The sequence below is a fragment of the Nocardiopsis metallicus genome, from assembly GCF_014201115.1.
Lineage (GTDB): Bacteria > Actinomycetota > Actinomycetes > Streptosporangiales > Streptosporangiaceae > Nocardiopsis > Nocardiopsis metallicus.
Genome location: NZ_JACHDO010000001.1, coordinates 5457900 through 5474466 on the forward strand (window position 1 = coordinate 5457900; position 16567 = coordinate 5474466).

Genomic DNA, 16567 nt, shown 5'->3' on the forward strand with positions numbered 1-16567 from the left:
CACGCGCAGAAGCACCCGCAAGGGACCCCGAACAGCGCGGATCGGGGTCCCTTCCGCCGTTCACCCACAGGCTATACACACGGGGTATACATCATGTGTATAGTCGGGCCCATGTCACTCGGCCAAACACTGTTGGGGCTTCTGGAAACCCGCCCCCAGCACGGATACGACCTCAAACGGGCCTACGACGAGCGCTTCGCCACCAAGCGGCCGCTCGCCTACGGACAGGTGTACGCCACCCTGTCCCGGCTCCTGAAGAACGGGCTGGTGGAAGTGGACTCGGTCGAGCCCGGCGCGGGCCCCGAGCGCAAGCGCTACGCCGTGACCGACGCCGGGATCACCGACGTCGAGCGGTGGCTCGCCAGCCCGGAGAACCCCGAGCCCTACCTGCAGAGCACCCTGTACACCAAGGTGGTGCTCGCCCTGCTCACCGGCCGCTCTGCTGATGACATCCTCGACGTCCAGCGTGCCGAGCACCTGCGCCAGATGCGCGCGCTCACCCGCCGCAAGACCGACGGCGACCTCTCCGACCAGCTCATCTGCGACCACGCCCTGTTCCACCTGGAGGCGGACCTGCGGTGGCTGGAACTGACCGCCGCCCGGCTGAACGACCTCGCCGGGGAGGTTCGCGGCCGATGACCACCAGCCTCTCCCCGCGCGGCCGTGACACCCCGGGCACCCCGGCCGAACCCCTGCTCACCGCCTCCGGGCTGAGCCGCTCCTTCGGTCCCACCACCGCCCTGGTCGACGCCTCCCTCACCCTGTACCCGGGGGAGGTCGTGGCGGTCATGGGCCCCTCCGGCTCGGGGAAGTCCACCCTGCTGCACTGCGTGGCCGGGATCGTGCGGCCCGACGGGGGCCGTGTCGACTACGACGGCACCGACCTCACCGAGGTCTCCGACTCCCGGCTCAGCGATCTGCGCCGCACCGACTTCGGCTTCCTCTTCCAGTTCGGCCAGCTCGTGCCCGAACTCTCCTGCGTGGAGAACGTCGCACTGCCGCTGCGGCTGGGCGGAGAGCCCCGGCGCCGGGCCGAACGCACCGCCCTCGGCTGGCTGGAACGGCTGGACGTGGCCGAGGTCGCGGGGAAGACTCCGGGTGAGTGCTCCGGCGGCCAGGGCCAACGCGTCGCGGTGGCCCGCGCCCTCATCACCCGCCCCCGTGTGGTGTTCGCCGACGAACCCACCGGTGCCCTCGACTCCCTGAACGGGGAACGGGTGATCCGGCTGCTCACCGACGCCGCCCGGGAGAGCGGGGCCGCCGTGGTCCTGGTGACGCACGAGCCACGGGTGGCCGCCTACGCCGACCGCGAGGTCGTGGTCCGGGACGGCCGCACCCGTGACGTCGGAGGGCTCGGATGAGTCTGCGCGAACGCGCCCCCGGACAGATCCGGCGGCGCCGACCCCTCTCGTCTTTCCTGAACGACCTCTGGCTCGGAGCGCAGCTCGCTCTGCGCGGTGGCCGGGAGGTGGTGCTACGAACCGTGCTGACGGCGATCGGGGTGGGTGTGGCCACCGCCGCCCTGCTTCTGGCCACCACCCTGCCGACCGTCCTGGAGCACCTGGGCGAGCGGCACGCGGCCCGGATGGACTACCAGGTGGCGGAGTACCCGCCACCACCCGCGGGCGACGACACCCTCCTGTTCAGGATCGCCGACACCGACTACGAGAGAACCCCGATCCACGGACGGATCGTCCGCGCCGAGGGCTCCGACCCCCCGCTCCCTCCCGGCGTGGCCGAGATCCCCGGCCCGGGGGAGATCGTGCTCTCCCCCGCCCTGGCGGACCTCCTCGACGACCCGGAGCACGAGGTACTCCAGCGCAGGTTCGACCACACTGTCATCGGCGAAGTCGGCCCCGAGGGCCTCATGGGGCCGCACGAGCTGGTCTACTACCTCGGTGACGGGGAACTGACCCTGGACAACGCCGGGAATCGGATCACCGGCTACGGCGGCGAGCCCGGACCCGGCGGGGACGAACCCGTCATCCTGCTGCTCGGCGTGGTGGGCGTGGTCGTCATGCTCACCCCGGTGGTCGTGTTCCTCGGTTCCGCGGTGCGCTTCGGCGGCGAACAGCGCGACCGGCGCCTGTCGGCGCTGCGGCTCATGGGCGCCGACCGCGGGGCCACCCGGCGTATCGCGGCCGGAGAGACCCTCCCCGGGGTCGCGCTCGGCCTGGCGCTCGGAGCGGGTTTCCTTCTCGCCGGGCGCCCGGTCGTGGAGGCGGTGCCGATCGCGTCCGGGCTGTACGCCACCGACGCGACACCGCACCCGGTACTCGGCCCCCTGGTGTTCCTCGCGGTGCCGCTGCTGGCCCTGTGGGTGGTGCTCGGTTCCCTGCGCGGTGTGGTGATCGATCCGCTGGGCGCCGTACGCCGAGCCGAACGGCCACGTCCCCGGCTGTGGTGGCGGCTGCTCCTGTTCGTGCTGGGGATCTCCCTCATCGTTGTGAGCATGCGGTTGGTCCCGGCCGGGGGGCTGTGGGCCCCGATGGTCTCGATCGGGTTCTTGGCCGCCCTGTTCGGCACGACGGCCGTTCTGCCCTGGTTGGTCGACCGGCTCCTCGGCCGCGCCTCGGGCGGCCCCCTCTCCCTCCAGCTGGCCCTGCGCCGTCTGGGCGCGGCGGGCGGCGGACCCACCCGCGCGGTCAGCGGGATCGTCGTGACCGTCGCGGGGGCCATCGCCCTGCAGACCCTGTTCGCGAACGCCTGGAACGATTCCACCGTGGAGTTCGCGGAGTTCGTCGAGGAGGTGTACGCGAACGACGAGTTCGGCGCGTCCGGGTTCCAGCTCCAGGTCGACCTGCGCTCGGTGCCGCCCGAGGGCGACCTCGCCGCCGTGGCGGAGACGCCCGGTGTGCAGGAGGCCCTGGGTTACGGCAGGGTCGAAGGCGTCACCGACGACGGCTCCGACGTGCGAGTCCTCGTCGCCGACTGCCCCTCGCTCCAGCAGATGGCCGACCTGCCCGTGTGCTCCCCCGGGGACGCCTTCAGCGGGGTACCGGGGCTGGAAGCCGGTGAGACGCTCATGGTCGGGGGCGGCGAAGAGGCGCCCGCGGCCCCGTGGACCGTGCCCGGGTACACCGGCTTCGAGGGGCCCCTGGTCGAACACCCGTGGCACGGGTGGGGGCACTCGGCACGGAACACCGTCCTCGTCACCCCGGAGACGGCCGCCCTGCCCGAGGAGGTCGCGGTTGCGGGCTCGCTCTGGATCCGGGTCGACCCGTCCGTCCCCGCGATGGAGGAAGAGCTCAGGGCCACCGTGGCGTCCCTGGACCCGACGGCCCAGGTGCGGTTCCCGATCACCAGCGCGACCCTGCCCGCCATGGTCAGGATGCGTGCCGCGCTCATCGCCGGGGCGCTCGCCTGCCTGGCGGTGATCGCCGCCGGACTGGTGGTGGGCACGGTCGAGCAGATCCGCGAGCGCAAGAGGGTGCACGCTGTGCTGTCCGCCTTCGGCACCCGCAGACGCACCCTGGTGGCCTCGGTTCTGTGGCAGACCACGCTGCCCGTGCTCCTGGGCCTCGCCCTGGCCACGGTGACCGGGATGGCCCTGGGCGCCCTGACCCTGCTCCTGGTCGGGTTCCCGGTGGCCTTCGTGTCAACGGACATCCTGATCATCGTCGGCGCTGGTGCGGGGGTGGCGCTGCTGACCACCCTGCTGGCCCTGCCCGCGCTCCTGCGGACCATGCGCCCGGAGGGTCTGCGCTGGGAGTGAGTGGCCTGGCGGGTCCGCTGCCCCGGGCGGACCCGCCGCCGGAGCACGGGCCCTTCTGGTGGGAGGGCTCAGGCCAGCCCTAAGCTGGGGCAGTGTCCGAATCCGGCGGGATGCCCGAACCCGAGGAACCACCCGAGGCAGGGTCGCCCGGCGCCGACTCGCCCTTGGCCGGGGCGGTCTGGCCCGGGGAGCTGCGCCCCTACCAGCGCGAGGCGCTGGCGAAGGTGGACCGGCGCTGGTCGGAAGGGGCCCGGCGGACGTGGATCGTGCTCCCGCCCGGTTCCGGCAAGACCCTCGTCGGGCTGGAGGCCGCCCGCCTACTGGGCCGCCGGACCGTGGTGCTGGCGCCCAACACCGCCATCCAGGGACAGTGGATCCGGCACTGGGAAGGCTTCGACCGCCCCGAGAACTGCGCCGCCGGGAACGACCGGGCGCTCGGGCACGCCGTCAACGTGCTCACCTACCAGTCGCTGGCCGTCTTCGACCCGGACGCCGAGACCGACGAGGAGGGGCGTTCGGCCACCCCCGTCCGCGACCGGCTGCACGCCAACGGACAGGCCCTAGCTTGGCGTTTAACCTGCTTGCTTGGCTCCGGGGTGCCCCGTAGTGCCCGTTTTGTTCTTCTTGGGAACCCCGTATCGGGGAGCTGGACGCTTGTTCTGGCTCCCCACCGGACGCCCCGGACCAGGCCCGCAGGATTTCGGTGCACCCACACACACCGGCAGGTCAGCGCGAATGTACCGAAACCCCCGACGCACCCGCGCCGGACTCATCCGGTCCGCTTCCACCAGCCGATGCCAGGGCAATCTGACCTGACGCGCCAACAACCGGGCCAGACGTAGCTGGGTATAGGCCACCACGACCAGCCAGGACCACCGGTCCGCCGATCGCGGGTCCCGTAGCCGGGGTGCGTTCCACCCCAACGACTGTTTGAGGAAGCGGAAGGTGTGCTCGATGTCGAACCGGCGCAAATAAGCCCACCACATCTGACTGACCTGCTCTGAGCGCATGCCGGTGGCTGAGGACCACAACCACAACGGTTTGGGATCGCGCCGCGAGGGCAAAGCCTGCACCTGCAACAACACCAGGGTGCCCTCGATCACCGGTAGCTCACCGGGGTGCTCGGCCCAGGCTGAGCGGTGGGTCAGCCGGGGATGCATCCGATCCCAGGAGCGCGCGGTGGCACTGCCGTAGCGGCGGGTGGCAGCGGTGGTCACCGTCTCCGGCTCGGGCCAGGTATCGGGGGCGGCCATCCGTAGGGCAGCCCCGTGTTTGGGCGGGCGCCCGTTGGCTGAGATCGGTCGGTGCTCGGCTGGGCCGTAGAGCACCCGGTTGGAGGGCAACCGGCCCACCACCTGAACGGGCAGATCAGCGAGCAGATAGGCCAGACGAGGACTGTCATAGCCCGCGTCAACCACCACCACAATGTCGGGATCGCCCTGCTGGTGGTGTTCAGCCCTGATCAATCGGGCGATCAGCTGGCGGACTTGGTGGGCGGTGACGGTGGTGGGGTCCTCGTCACTGTGCAGGCGGCGCAGGTCCAGGGGCGCGGTCCAGGAGGTGGAGCCCTCTTCCAGTGCGACGATCATGGAGTAGGGCCAGCCCGGGACCATCTCGGCCTGGCCGGTGCCGCGCCCGTAGGTGTGGCACCAGGCCCGGTCAGGGCTGGTCCAGGCGTCCGGGCGCAGCCAGGGGGAGACATCGCAGGCCAACACGATGCGCCCGTGGAAGCGGGGCAGGGGCAGCGAGGCCAGGATCGATCGCAGTTGGGTGGTGTCGATGCTTCCGTGGGCCAGGGCGGCGTAGGCCGAGCCGTGGCCGCGGTGGTGTTCGGGCTCCAGGGAGAGTTGTGCCAGGTGGCGCACGGGGGTCGGGGTGCTGACCAGGGCTTCGCAGACCTCGAAGAGGGCGTCAGCACGTGTGGTCAGGCAGGCGTGGAACTGGGAGCGGAATCGGGCCAATGTCGACAGTGGCTCGACAGGGGTGTGCTGGTGCAGCAGACTCATGGTGACGGCCTTCGTTGTGATCAGGTGTGTTCGTGGTTGAAGCACATGATCACGCGAAGGCCGTTGTGCTGTCCGGGAAACAACGAAGCCCGTGACCGGGACGGTATCCGGTCACGGGCTCGAGGTTAAACGCCAAGCTAGTGGGTCTGCTGGACCCGCTCCGCGGATCCGTTCCCAGTCTCCCCGTTGGCGGGGCCGTCTCCGTTCCCCGCCTCACCGCCACTGCCGTCACCGCCGTCGCCACCGTCGGCGCCGCCGTCGGCGCCGCCGTCAGTGCTCTCCCCGCCGGACTCGCGGGCATCGCGCAGCTCACGGCGGACGAGGACGACCCAGCCGACGACCACCACGACGGTGAACACCCACCACTGGAAGGCGTACGAGGCGCTCATCCCGATGTTCTCCTCGCGCAGGGCGACCCGCTCGGGGGCCTGCTCGGGCACGGGGTCCTGGGCGGTGAGCTCCACGTACCCGCCGTAGATCGGGTAGGGCAGCTCCTCGGCCAGCAGGTCCACGTCGACGAACATGATCTGGCCCTCGGGCATGCCGTCGCGGTTGCGCAGCCCGGTGTTCTCCTCGGTCTCGCCGAAGTGCAGGCGCCCGGTTACCTCGACCTCGCCCTCGGGGACCGGCGGCGCGTCGGGGGTGTCCTGGGCGTTCTCACCACGCTCGATCCAACCGCGGTTGACCAGGACCGCGGTGCCGTCCTCGGTGACCAGCGGTGTGAGGACGTGGAAACCCACCCCGTGTCCCTGGGAACTGTCCCGGTTGCGCAGCAGAACCTCGTTGTCCTGGTCCCAGGTGCCGGTGGCCTCGACCGTGCGCCAGCGGTCGGCCGGGGCGACGTCCGAGCCCACGGAGGCGAGTTGGTCGACGGCCACGGGTTCGGCGGCGACGTTGTCGCGCTGGAGGTTGACCGAGGCACTGCGCTGTTCGGCCCGGTCCAGCTGCCAGAACCCCAACCAGATGAAGGCGGGCACAAGAATCACGACCAACGCGTGGAAGGCCATCATGCGTGAGGAGAACAGGACTTTGAGCACGTCTTCGAGGTTATGAGACGTTCCCGGCCGCCCCGCACCGCCCCCGCTTCGGCGCACTCCTCCGTGCCTTCCCCTACTCATTCGCCTCTGCGCCTTCTTCGTGTACCCGCCCTCCGCACACGCGGGCGGGGCCGCCGGTCTCCCCGGCGGCCCCGTGTCACGAACCTCTCACTCGCCCTGCCCGGGCGTTCTCGTACCCTGCCCGTGCATCACCGCGTCCTAGTCGTCGGCGGCAGCGGCCTTGCGCTTGCGGGCGAAGTACAGCCCGGCGCCACCGGCGCCGACGGCGGCCACGGCGGCGGCGATCAGACCGCCCAGAGCGCCACCGGTGACGGCGAGCTCCTCACCGGCCTGCTCCTTGGGGGCGGGCTTGTCGTCCTCTTCTTTCTCCTTGGGCTCCTCGGGCTTCTTCGGCTCCTCGGGGTCCTTCGGGTCCTTGGGGTCCTTCGGGTCCTTCGGCTCCTCTTCAGGGTCCTTGGGGTCCTCGGGGTCCTTCGGGTCCTTGGGGTCCTCGGGGTCGCCGCCATCGGAGATCTTTTGGACGCAGGCGGCCTCGGCGATGCCCAGCACGGACACCGCGTTGCCGCAGATCTGCACGGCCGCGTCCACCGGGACCACGACCTGGTTTCCGCTGGCCACACCGCCCGAACCGTCGGTGCTGGTCTCGCCCTTTTTGTCCTGGTTGCCCTGGTTGTCCGGGGAGGCCTGGATGATGTTGATGATCGTGGTGCACTGGGCGCTGGAGGCGCCCAGGACGGCGACGGAGTTACCGCAGATGTCGATGGCGGCGTCGACGGGGACGACGATCTGGTTGCCGCTGGCCACGCCACCGGAGCCGTCGCTCATGGTGCTGGGGGCGTCCTCGGACTCCTCCTCCAGGGCCTCGACCACCTCCACGCACTCGGCCTGGGAGATCCCGGCCACGGCGACGGAGTTGCCGCAGGCGTCGATGGCGGCGTCGACGGGAAGGATGATCTGGTTGCCGCTGGCCACACCGCCCGAACCGTCGGTGGTGGCGCCGCCGCCCTGGCCGCTGCTCTCGTAGAGTACCTCGCTGACCTGGGTGCACTTGGCGCTGGAGATACCGAGGACGGCCAGTGCGTTACCGCACAGCTTGGCTTCGACGTCGACGGGGACGACAATCTGGTTGCCGCTGCCCACGCCTCCGGAGCCGTCGGTCTCGGGGTTGGCGAACGCGGCGCTGAACGGCGCGAGCACCAGCCCCGCGGTCAGTGCGGTGGCGAAGGAGTAACGGAACGTGTTTCGCATGGTGCGGCTTGGACCTTTCACGAAGAACTGCCAGGGGATGCGCCGCATGGGGCGCGACTGCGTGTGACCGAAGCCGGCGCCGTCGGTGCGGTCGCCTCGGCACACACGGTGAGCGGACCCGTCCACGCGAGCTCTTCCACGAAGAACGCCGGGACGGCGGGGTGGCCCGCACAAACAAACAAGGGTGACGGCTCGGTTCTTTCGGAGTTCTTTCCGGACCGAACTGCCAACGGACCGAAACGTTAGCAGCCCTGGAAGCCACGCAGGCCTTTTCCGGAAATGTTTACTCAGATCATGAACACGTTCTGCTTATATATAATTACCCAGCGAAGTAATAGCTGATCATGGACTTACTTGCAAGCACAAAGAGTTCCAAGTCAGCAACCCCCAGTGCCAATGGGGAGCAAAAAAGGCACACGCAGATCGACCGGGAAAGTCAACTAACGAACTTCGTAGATTAGTTCGACGCAACCATCCCGACGCCTAATACCCTGCGCCCATAATTAAACCGAACGCACTTTATGCCCGAATGGTTCCACTGTCGGACCGCCACCCCTACCAGCCAGCCCGCGACGACGTGCCGCAACCGGTGAAAACAACAAAACTGCTGGTCAGGAGCGCATACTCTGATGCCTGTCGGGTCAACCCGAGGTCAGGGCCCCGCCAACACCGCACATCCGATCCACACTTCTCCCACGCCCCTCCCGCGCGCCACGAAGCGCGGAGGGTGAACGAAAGGTGACAGGTCAGGAGCCTGCCCCAGGCATCCATCCAGTCACGACGGCCAACCGGGATCAGCGGGACCGCGTCCAACAGGACGGACATGCCCTGCTGATTCCCCCCGCCCCACTGGAGCGCATGCATGAACCCCGAACGCCCGTGCCCACGTACGCGCAGGATCCTCGCGGCCGGTGCCGCGGCCCTCACGCTCACCCTCGCCGCCTCCTGTTCCACGGCCGACGACCCGGACCCGCTCGGGGAAGGGGCCATCGCCCCGGACACCGAGGAGAGCGAGGGGAACGTCGAGGTCCAGGCCTCGGCCGAGGCCTCCTCGGAGCCCCTCACCATCGCCTTCGGCGGTGACGTGATGTTCGAGGGCATGCTCCGCCCCCGGCTGGACGACCCCGCCACCGCCCTCGACCCCATCTCCGAACAGCTCTCCGCCGCCGACCTCGCCATGGTCAACCTGGAGACCGCCGTCACCGAGGGCGGCACCCCCGTCCCGGGCAAGGACTTCGTCTTCCGTGCGCCCGCCAGCGCGCTGGAGGCGCTGGACGCCGCCGGCGTGGACGTGGCCACCGTCGCCAACAACCACGGCATGGACTTCGGCGAGGACGGTCTGCTGGACACCCTCGACAACGGGGACGCCTCACCCGTCGCGCTGGTGGGCGCGGGCCGGGACATCGACGAGGCCTACGCGCCGCACGTGGCCGAGGTCAACGGCCAGAGCGTGGCCATGTTCGGCGCCACCGACGTGCTCGACGACCACCTCATCCCCGCGTGGACCGCGGGCGAGGGCAAGCCCGGCCTGGCCTCCACCAAGTTCGAGATGAAGGACCGCATGGTCCAGGCGGTCTCCGAGGCCGCTGACGAGCACGACAACGTCGTGGTGTTCCTGCACTGGGGGCTGGAGGGCGCGCACTGCCCGCTCCCGCACGCGCCGGAGCTGGCCGATGACCTCATCGCGGCGGGCGCCACCGCCGTGGTCGGCGGGCACGCGCACGTGCTCTCCCCCGGCGGCTTCCAGGGCAACGCCTACGTGCACTACGGCCTGAGCAACTTCGTGTTCTACAACTTCAGCGGCCCGACCGCCGAGACCGGTGTACTGACCCTGACCTTCGACCAGGGCAACGTCCTGGAGGCCGACTGGGCCCCGGCGCAGATCCAGGGCGGTGTACCGGTCCCCTACGAGGGAGAGGCCGCCGAGCAGGCCCACCAGACCTGGGTGGACATGCGCCAGGAGTGCGGCCTGCCGCTCGCCGACTCCCCGGCCTAGCGCGCTGGGGCCGGACTCACAGGGGTCCGGCCCCTGCTCATGTGCCCTCATCCCCCTGTTGTTCCGTCGGCACCCTGTTCCCCGGCGGCCGCCCGTTCCCCGGTGATCCCCCGGACTCGATCATGGGAGCCAGGCCGTCGATCAGATGCGCCATCCCGAGGGCGAAGGTCCGGTCGATGTCGAACTCGGGCGGGGCGGAGACCCTGAACATGTTCGGATAGCGGGCCTCGTCGAGCGTGAGCTCGGCCCCCTTCCCCGCCCAGAACTCCGCGGAGTCCGTCCCCGTCTCGCGCTCCATCTCCTTGACCTGCGAGACCTGCAGTGCCATGCCCGACATGTAGGCCGTGAGGATCGTGATGACGCGCAGCCCGTCATCGGGTGAACAGCCGCGGTCGACCAACAGGCCCAAGACCCACTCGCCGTACGCCAGGAGCTTCTCCGACATGACCGGCCGGGTGACCGTGACCAGGGTGGCGAGCCACGGATGGGCCCGGTAGACGGCCCACTCCCGCTGTTGGAGCACTTCGACGGCCTGCCGCCAATCCCAGTCCGAGGGGACCGGATCGGGCAGCTCCACCTCGGTGTAGACCTCGTCGACCATCTCCCGCAGCAGTTCGTCCTTGTTGTCGATGTGCCGGTACAGCGCCATGGTGCTCACCCGGAGTTCGGTGGAGACCCTGCGCATGGACAGACCGCTGAGCCCCTCCTCGTCAGCCACGGTGATGGCCGCGCGGACGACGGCTGCGCGGGTCAGGGCGGTGTCGGGGGCGGGACGGTCCCGCCCGTCGATCGCCGCGCGCAAGCTGGCCCGTCTCTCCTCCGCCCCGGGGTACTCCCGCCGTTTCTCCGCATCATGACGTTCCTGGCGAGGCGGTTGACCCGACGACCGGCTCGGGGCCCGGCCCAGCGGCCCAGGAGGCACCGGGCCGGCCTCAGCGGCCCTCCGGACCACGGTGCCCACTCCGCGTACCGCCTCCACCAGACCCGCCTGGCGTAGTGCGGAGAGCGCCTTGGTGGCGGTGGCCATGGCCACCCCCCACTCCCGGGTGATCTCCCGGGTGGAGGGCACCCGGTCGCCCGGCTGCAGCTCTCCCCCGGCGATGCGCGCCCGGATGTCCGCGACGACCCGCGCGTACGGGGGAAGCTCCCCTCTCGCGTCCGCTGCCATCCGTTCCCCTTCGTTCCGAACCCACCCGGAATCCCTGCGACCCGAGGACTCAGCGTACTAGTGCACCCGTGCGCGCCGGAACCCCCAGCACCCCGGCGGCCACCCCCTCGGGAACGACCGAATCACCGCCACACTCCCCCTAGTGCACTAGTGCCCAATCGCAAAGAACTCCATGAAATAAGGGTTTTCAAGGCTCCGACTCTGTGTTTATCTTGTACGCAGAACCCGGTTTGCCCGAAAGTACACCACCCGGGACTCAAGACGCGTACAGCGTCTCATCCGTTTTTCGAACCCACGGCCCCGGAGGCCACCATGCCCCACACCCCCACGACCGGGTCCCCCAACCCAGCCACCACGACCAGTGCCACCAGCGCGCTCCCGCTCGACCGCCGCTCCCTCGCACCCGACCTGGCCCGGGGTGTGATGCTCCTGTTCATCGCGCTCGCACACACGCACATCTTCGCCATGATCATCAGTGGCGGGGAGGCCCTCGGGTCCACCGCGGACCAGATCGCCACCGCGGGCAACGCCATGTTCGTCGAACTCCGCGCCTATCCGATGTTCGCGGCGCTCTTCGGCTACGGCCTCGCCCAGATCTACCGCCGCCGGACCGAACAGGGGCACGAGTGGCCCTGGGTGCGCGCCCTGCTGCGCCGCCGGAGCCGATGGCTGATCGTCTTCGGCGTGGTGCACGCGGCGCTGCTGTTCTTCGGCGACATCCTGGCCGTGTACGGCCTGCTGGCGCTGATCTTCGTCGGGGTGCTGCGCTTCCGGGACCGGACACTCGTCGTCCTGGCCGTGCTCTGGGTGCCCCTGGGCGCGACCATCCAGGGAGTGGTCGCCGCCGAGCAGGCCATGACGGGCCAGAGCATCTTCCTTCCGATGGGCGACGGGTTCGTGGAAGAGCTCGTCTTCCGCCTGACCATGTACGCGATGATCGCTCCGGTCATGGTGATCAGCACCGTCGTCCCCTTCCTGGTAGGGATCCTGGCGGCACGGCACCGTGTGTTGGAGGAGCCCCGGCGGCACCTGAAGCTGCTCCGCGGCGCCGCCTTCGCCGGTCTCCCGCTGGGGGTGCTGGGCGGTCTGCCCCTCGCCCTGATCAAGGCCGAGGTCTGGCCCGGGTACTCCCCGCTGGACGCCATGTTCGCCGGCGGTCTCCACCAAGTGGCCGGCTACGCGGCCGGATTCGGCTACGCGGCGCTGATCGCGCTGATCGCCGTGCGCCTGTCCGACCGACGGGGTCCGATCACCAACGCGCTGGAGGCGCTGGGACAGCGGTCCCTGACCTTCTACCTGGCGCAGTCGGCGGTGTGGGCGGCGCTGTTCGCCTCCTACACGCTCCACTTCCAGCTCACCTCTCCGGCCCTGGCCGCGGGTATCGCGGTGGCCGTGTGGCTGACCACGGTGGTCCTCGCCGATCTCATGCGCCGCCGGAACACGCGAGGACCGGCCGAGGTCGCGCTGCGCCGTCTCACCTACCGCTCGTGACGCACCTACGGGTGGAAGCCCGCCTACGGGCCGACCCCGCCTACAGGCCGTGCCGCGCGGCCACCGCGTCGATCTCGGCCAGCAGCTCACGACGGCGGGCCGCGCCCAGGTAGGAGGCGTGCACGCCGTTGCGGGCCAGCCGCACCAGCCCGTCCGGCCCCACCAGGTCGTACGCGATCTCGTACTCACCGGTCAGGTCGCTGCCGAACAGGGTGGGGTCGTCGCTGTTGAGGGTGACCAGCAGCCCCGAGTCGAGCATGGCGGGCAGCGGGTGGTCCTCGATCCGGTCCACCACACGCGTGCAGATGTTGGAGGTGGGGCTGACGTCCACCGGAACCTGCGCGTCCACCAGCCGTTCCAACAGGTCGGGGTCCTTCATCGTGTCGATGCCGTGCCCGATCCGCTCTGCTCCCAGCAGGTCCAGCGCCTCCCGGACCCGTTCCGGCCCGGCCTGCTCACCCGCGTGCGGGAGACTGGCCAGCCCGGCCGCCCGGGCCCGGCCGAACACCTCCGCGTACTGTCCGAGCGGAGTCTCCACCCCGCCGACCCCGAACCCCACCACGCTCGGCGGGCCGTCCCGGAGCACCGCCTCGACCGTCTCCTCCGCAGTCTGGACTCCGAAGTCGGCGGGGAAGTCGGGGATCCACCTCAGCTGGATGCCGTGCTCGCGTTCGGCCTCCCTGCGAGCCTGCTCGATCCCGTCGAAGACCACCTTCGCCGGGACCCCGCGCATCAGGTGGGCGTACAGGCTCACGTGCACCTCCGCGTAGCGCACGTTCTGGGCGGCCAGCCGTTCGGCGACGACCGACGTCAGCAGGGCGAAGTCGGCTTCGTCCCGGAGCGTGCGCACCGAGGCCAGGTAGACCTCGACGAAGTGCGGGAAGTCGGTGAAGGCGTACCACTCCCGGAGCTCCTCCAGGGTGTCCGGGATGCCCGCCACCCGGTGCCGTCTGGCCAGTTCGAAGAGGGTTTCGGCGGGCATTGAGCCCTCGAGGTGAACGTGCAGCTCGACCTTGGGCAGGTCCCGGACGAGCTGGCCGGCGAGCGGGAGGGCTGGCGGGGCGGCGAGCGGTCCGGCGCAGGCCTGGGAATCGGGGGACTGGGAGTTCTGATCCATAGCGCCAACCTAGAAGCGCGGGGTGACCGGTGGCCACCGCTGGGGGTCCGGGGTGGGCAACCTGACGAAAGTTGGGCAACTCCGCCGCGAGGCGCTGACCAAAGAGCATGGTGTGGCCCGGGTCCCTCTCCCTAGTTTGGGGACCACTAGCCCAGCGGCACGGCACCCCGAGACGAAGGCCCAGATCATGACCACCCAGCCCACCGCTCCCCGCCCCACCGGCTCCCAGATCCTCGGCGCCCGGACCCAGATCTACGCGCGGAGCAGCCCCGGTGGTTACGCCCTCCGCGGCGCTGCCCTGGCCGCTGTGGGCACCGTGCTGCTCGCCGCTACCGCCGCCTCGCCGTCCCTGGCCGCTCCGGGCAGCGTTCCGGGTTGGACCCTGATCGGGATCCTGGGCGCGACGCTCGTCGGTGCGCTGCTGGTCGGGCTGCCCATGTACTTCCACGCGAGGGCCCTGCCCGAGACCGGGGAGACCGACCCGGTCCGGTACGCCTCGGCCAAGCTCCAGGCCGCTTCCGGAGAACTCGGCCCGGACCCGGCCACCAACCGCCTGGCCCGCCGGCTGTCCGACCGGCTCGTACACAACAGCAACCCGGCGTACTCCTTGACCGGGCTGGTCGTCGCCCTGGCGTTCGTCGCCCTCCTCCCCATGGCCGACGTCATCGGCCCCGGATTCGACCCCCGGAACCTGATCCGGCTCACGCCCGCCTTCGTGTTCCTCGTCGCCTTCGCCCTCGTCTACTCCTACGCCAAGACGCAGCACGCACGCTTCAAGGCGTTCCGTGAGAGCTACGACGCCGCGAACGGCTGAACGCCCGGCTGGCCCGGCGTCCGAGGACACCGGCCGGCCAGGCCCTCAGGGACCGGAGGACTCACTCCGACGGCAGCCCGCCGTTGACCCTTCGGGGGACAGCGAGCGGGTTGCCGTCCCTGAGTTCCGGGGGCAGCAGCGGCTGCGGCACCGACTGGTAGGTGACCGGGCGCAGGAACCGGCGGATCGCGGTACTGCCCACCGAGGTGTGCAGGGGCGCGGTCGTCGCCGGATAGGGGCCGCCGTGGGTCATCGCGTGGGTGACCGCCACCCCGGTCGGCCAGCCGTTCCAGATCACCCGCCCCGCCACCGAGGCGCCCAGGGCCAGCAGCGCCGGGGCCATCGGGTCCCCCTCCTCGCCGTGGACGGTGACGGTGAGCTGGCCGTGCAGTACCCCGCCCACCTCCAGCAGACGGCGTTCGTCGGGGTAGGAGACCACGAGGGTGGCGGGCCCGAAGCACTCGGCCAACAGGTCCTCGGAGTACTCCAGCAGGGAGTCGAGATCGGTGCGCAGCAGGCTCGGTGACCAGCCCTCGGCAGACTCCCGCCCCCTGACCAGCACCTCCGTGGCCGGATGGCCGCTCAGAGCGTCCAGCCCGCGGACGAACCCCTCACCCACCCGGTCGTTGAGCAGCGGGGCGGCGGCCCGGCCCTCGAAGTCGGCGACCAGCGCGTCCAGCTCGGCGCCCTCGGGGACGAAGACCACCCCGGGCTTGGTGCAGAACTGGCCCGAGCCCATCGTGGCCGAACCCGCGTAGCCCTCCAGGACCTCCCCGCCCCGGGCGGACATCGCCGCGCGGGTCACGAACACCGGGTTGACGCTGCCGAGCTCCCCGTAGAACGGGATGGGTTCCGGGCGTGAGACCGCGAGGTCGTACAGGGCGCGCCCGCCGGGGATGGAACCGGTGAAGCCCACCGCCCGTGTGAGCGGGTGCGTGACCGCGCGCTTGCCCGCCTCGAACCCGCTCACCAGTGCGAACACACCCTCAGGCGCACCGGCGTCGGCCAGCGCGGCCACCACCAGCTCAGCGGTCAGGCGGGCGAGCTCCGGGTGGCCGGGGTGGGCCTTGACCACCACCGGGCAGCCCGCGGCCAGGGCCGAGGCGGTGTCGCCGCCGGCCGTGGAGAAGGCGAAGGGGAAGTTGCTGGCCCCGAACACCACCACCGGGCCCAGCGGGACCAGCAGGCGCCGCACGTCCGGCCGCGGCGTGCCCCAGTCCGGGTCGGCCGGGTCGATCATCGCCTCCAGGTACTCGCCCTCCTCCAGGACGTCCGCGAACAGGCGCAGCTGGAAGGTGGTCCGGCCGAGCTCACCCCGGCAGCGCGCTTCGGGGTAGTGGGCCTCGGCCATCGCGACGGGGACGAGCCGGTCGGCCGCACCGTCCAGGGCGTCGGCCACGGCCCGCAGCGCGCGGGCGCGTTCGGCGGCGGGCAGGGCGGCGTAGAGCGGAGCCGCGGCGGCCGCGCGCTCCAGTACGGCGTCGAGTTCCTCGGGAGTGGTCTCACGGAGCCCTTCCGCTGCGGCTCCGGGGCTAGCTGCAACGTCCGGGGCCGAGGTGACGCGTGGGGTTTCGGTGGTCATGTCCAGAACCTCCTGGAGGGGTACGCGCCCTGCGTCGGGCACAGAACCCACGATGCCATGACCCCTTCTGTTCGGCACGGCACACCGCTCGGAGGGCGAGCGCTCGACTACCCAAGGCGACACCGTGCGGCGCCGAGCGGCGCAACAGACAAAAGACGCGGCTCCGCCCCCGCGTCCCCACGCCGCCGCCACCTCGCAGAACGTCGGCCGCACCGGCCGGGAACGCGCTCCCCCGAGGATCCCGGGAACGAAACTGGAATTTCCCCGGAACCAGTTGATTCCGGAAAGGCATCATAGGTGTTGTGACGACTAATTCCCGAAGTTCAACGCCCCCGCGCGCGCGGCGGAACCCCGGTGCGAACAACGGGACCG

The 16567-nt window shown here is 70.6% G+C and carries 12 protein-coding genes and 1 pseudogene; 7 read left to right on the forward strand and 6 right to left on the reverse strand.

What is annotated here, in order from left to right; translation table 11 throughout:
• Positions 1-111 precede the first annotated feature (111 nt).
• The 4 genes and pseudogenes from HNR07_RS23915 to HNR07_RS23930 all read left to right on the forward strand — a co-directional run.
• The gene (locus HNR07_RS23915) at positions 112-639 is read left to right on the forward strand and encodes a PadR family transcriptional regulator (protein ID WP_184366891.1); all 528 of its coding nucleotides are present in this window, start codon (positions 112-114) and stop codon (positions 637-639) included.
• Positions 636-1361, forward strand: a complete 726-nt coding sequence (locus HNR07_RS23920) for an ABC transporter ATP-binding protein (RefSeq protein WP_184366892.1) — start codon at positions 636-638, stop codon at positions 1359-1361. The genes HNR07_RS23915 and HNR07_RS23920 overlap by 4 nt, the downstream gene beginning before the upstream one ends.
• Positions 1358-3715 (forward strand): FtsX-like permease family protein, encoded by a 2358-nt coding sequence (locus HNR07_RS23925; RefSeq protein ID WP_184366893.1) that lies wholly within the window; start codon positions 1358-1360, stop codon positions 3713-3715. The genes HNR07_RS23920 and HNR07_RS23925 overlap by 4 nt, the downstream gene beginning before the upstream one ends.
• A 110-nt stretch (positions 3716-3825) precedes the next feature.
• Positions 3826-4188: pseudogene (locus HNR07_RS23930) on the forward strand (DEAD/DEAH box helicase); the annotation flags it as partial.
• A 99-nt stretch (positions 4189-4287) separates the two neighbouring features.
• On the opposite strand, the gene HNR07_RS23935 reads toward HNR07_RS23930, so the two are convergent.
• The 3 genes from HNR07_RS23935 to HNR07_RS23945 form a co-directional block, all read right to left on the reverse strand.
• Entirely contained in the window at positions 4288-5721 is a 1434-nt protein-coding gene (locus HNR07_RS23935; RefSeq protein ID WP_184360963.1) for an NF041680 family putative transposase, read from the reverse strand.
• Positions 5722-5858: 137 nt separating this feature from the next.
• Positions 5859-6758 carry an SURF1 family cytochrome oxidase biogenesis protein gene (locus HNR07_RS23940; RefSeq protein WP_184366894.1) on the reverse strand — a complete coding sequence of 300 codons (900 nt, stop codon included), beginning with the start codon at positions 6756-6758 and terminating at the stop codon, positions 5859-5861.
• 219 nt (positions 6759-6977) lie between these two features.
• The gene (locus HNR07_RS23945; RefSeq protein WP_184366895.1) at positions 6978-8027 is read right to left on the reverse strand and encodes a chaplin; all 1050 of its coding nucleotides are present in this window, start codon (positions 8025-8027) and stop codon (positions 6978-6980) included.
• Positions 8028-8889: 862 nt separating this feature from the next.
• Here HNR07_RS23945 and HNR07_RS23950 point away from each other — a divergent pair.
• Positions 8890-10023: a CapA family protein gene (locus HNR07_RS23950; RefSeq protein ID WP_184366896.1), complete on the forward strand. Its 1134-nt coding sequence runs from the start codon at positions 8890-8892 to the stop codon at positions 10021-10023.
• 37 nt (positions 10024-10060) lie between these two features.
• Here the strand turns inward: HNR07_RS23950 and HNR07_RS23955 are convergent, their stop codons facing one another.
• Positions 10061-11191: a TetR/AcrR family transcriptional regulator C-terminal domain-containing protein gene (locus HNR07_RS23955; protein WP_184366897.1), complete on the reverse strand. Its 1131-nt coding sequence runs from the start codon at positions 11189-11191 to the stop codon at positions 10061-10063.
• A 312-nt stretch (positions 11192-11503) separates the two neighbouring features.
• Here HNR07_RS23955 and HNR07_RS23960 point away from each other — a divergent pair, with 312 nt between their 5' ends.
• Positions 11504-12682 carry a DUF418 domain-containing protein gene (locus HNR07_RS23960; RefSeq protein ID WP_246420476.1) on the forward strand — a complete coding sequence of 393 codons (1179 nt, stop codon included), beginning with the start codon at positions 11504-11506 and terminating at the stop codon, positions 12680-12682.
• Between the two features lie 40 nt (positions 12683-12722).
• On the opposite strand, the gene add is transcribed toward HNR07_RS23960, so the two are convergent.
• Complete coding sequence (gene add / locus HNR07_RS23965; RefSeq protein WP_246420478.1) at positions 12723-13799, reverse strand: adenosine deaminase; 1077 nt, start codon at positions 13797-13799, stop codon at positions 12723-12725.
• Positions 13800-13986: 187 nt separating this feature from the next.
• Here add and HNR07_RS23970 point away from each other — a divergent pair, with 187 nt between their 5' ends.
• Positions 13987-14613, forward strand: a complete 627-nt coding sequence (locus HNR07_RS23970) for a hypothetical protein (protein WP_184366898.1) — start codon at positions 13987-13989, stop codon at positions 14611-14613.
• A 61-nt stretch (positions 14614-14674) separates the two neighbouring features.
• Here HNR07_RS23970 and HNR07_RS23975 read toward each other — a convergent pair whose 3' ends face one another.
• Complete coding sequence (locus HNR07_RS23975) at positions 14675-16195, reverse strand: aldehyde dehydrogenase (NADP(+)) (protein ID WP_221318911.1); 1521 nt, start codon at positions 16193-16195, stop codon at positions 14675-14677.
• Between the last annotated feature and the right edge of the window lie 372 nt (positions 16196-16567).

Excerpts from the sequence above, each read along its gene's own strand:
- HNR07_RS23935 (WP_184360963.1), bottom strand. The coding sequence starts at position 5,721 with ATGAGTCTGCTGCACCAGCACACCCCTGTCGAGCCACTGTCGACATTG.
- HNR07_RS23975 (WP_221318911.1), bottom strand. The coding sequence starts at position 16,195 with ATGACCACCGAAACCCCACGCGTCACCTCGGCCCCGGACGTTGCAGCT.
- HNR07_RS23925 (WP_184366893.1), top strand. The coding sequence starts at position 1,358 with ATGAGTCTGCGCGAACGCGCCCCCGGACAGATCCGGCGGCGCCGACCC.
- HNR07_RS23960 (WP_246420476.1), top strand. The coding sequence starts at position 11,504 with ATGCCCCACACCCCCACGACCGGGTCCCCCAACCCAGCCACCACGACC.
- HNR07_RS23945 (WP_184366895.1), bottom strand. The coding sequence starts at position 8,027 with ATGCGAAACACGTTCCGTTACTCCTTCGCCACCGCACTGACCGCGGGG.
- HNR07_RS23950 (WP_184366896.1), top strand. The coding sequence starts at position 8,890 with ATGAACCCCGAACGCCCGTGCCCACGTACGCGCAGGATCCTCGCGGCC.
- HNR07_RS23955 (WP_184366897.1), bottom strand. The coding sequence starts at position 11,191 with ATGGCAGCGGACGCGAGAGGGGAGCTTCCCCCGTACGCGCGGGTCGTC.
- HNR07_RS23970 (WP_184366898.1), top strand. The coding sequence starts at position 13,987 with ATGACCACCCAGCCCACCGCTCCCCGCCCCACCGGCTCCCAGATCCTC.
- HNR07_RS23920 (WP_184366892.1), top strand. The coding sequence starts at position 636 with ATGACCACCAGCCTCTCCCCGCGCGGCCGTGACACCCCGGGCACCCCG.
- HNR07_RS23915 (WP_184366891.1), top strand. The coding sequence starts at position 112 with ATGTCACTCGGCCAAACACTGTTGGGGCTTCTGGAAACCCGCCCCCAG.
- add (WP_246420478.1), bottom strand. The coding sequence starts at position 13,799 with ATGGATCAGAACTCCCAGTCCCCCGATTCCCAGGCCTGCGCCGGACCG.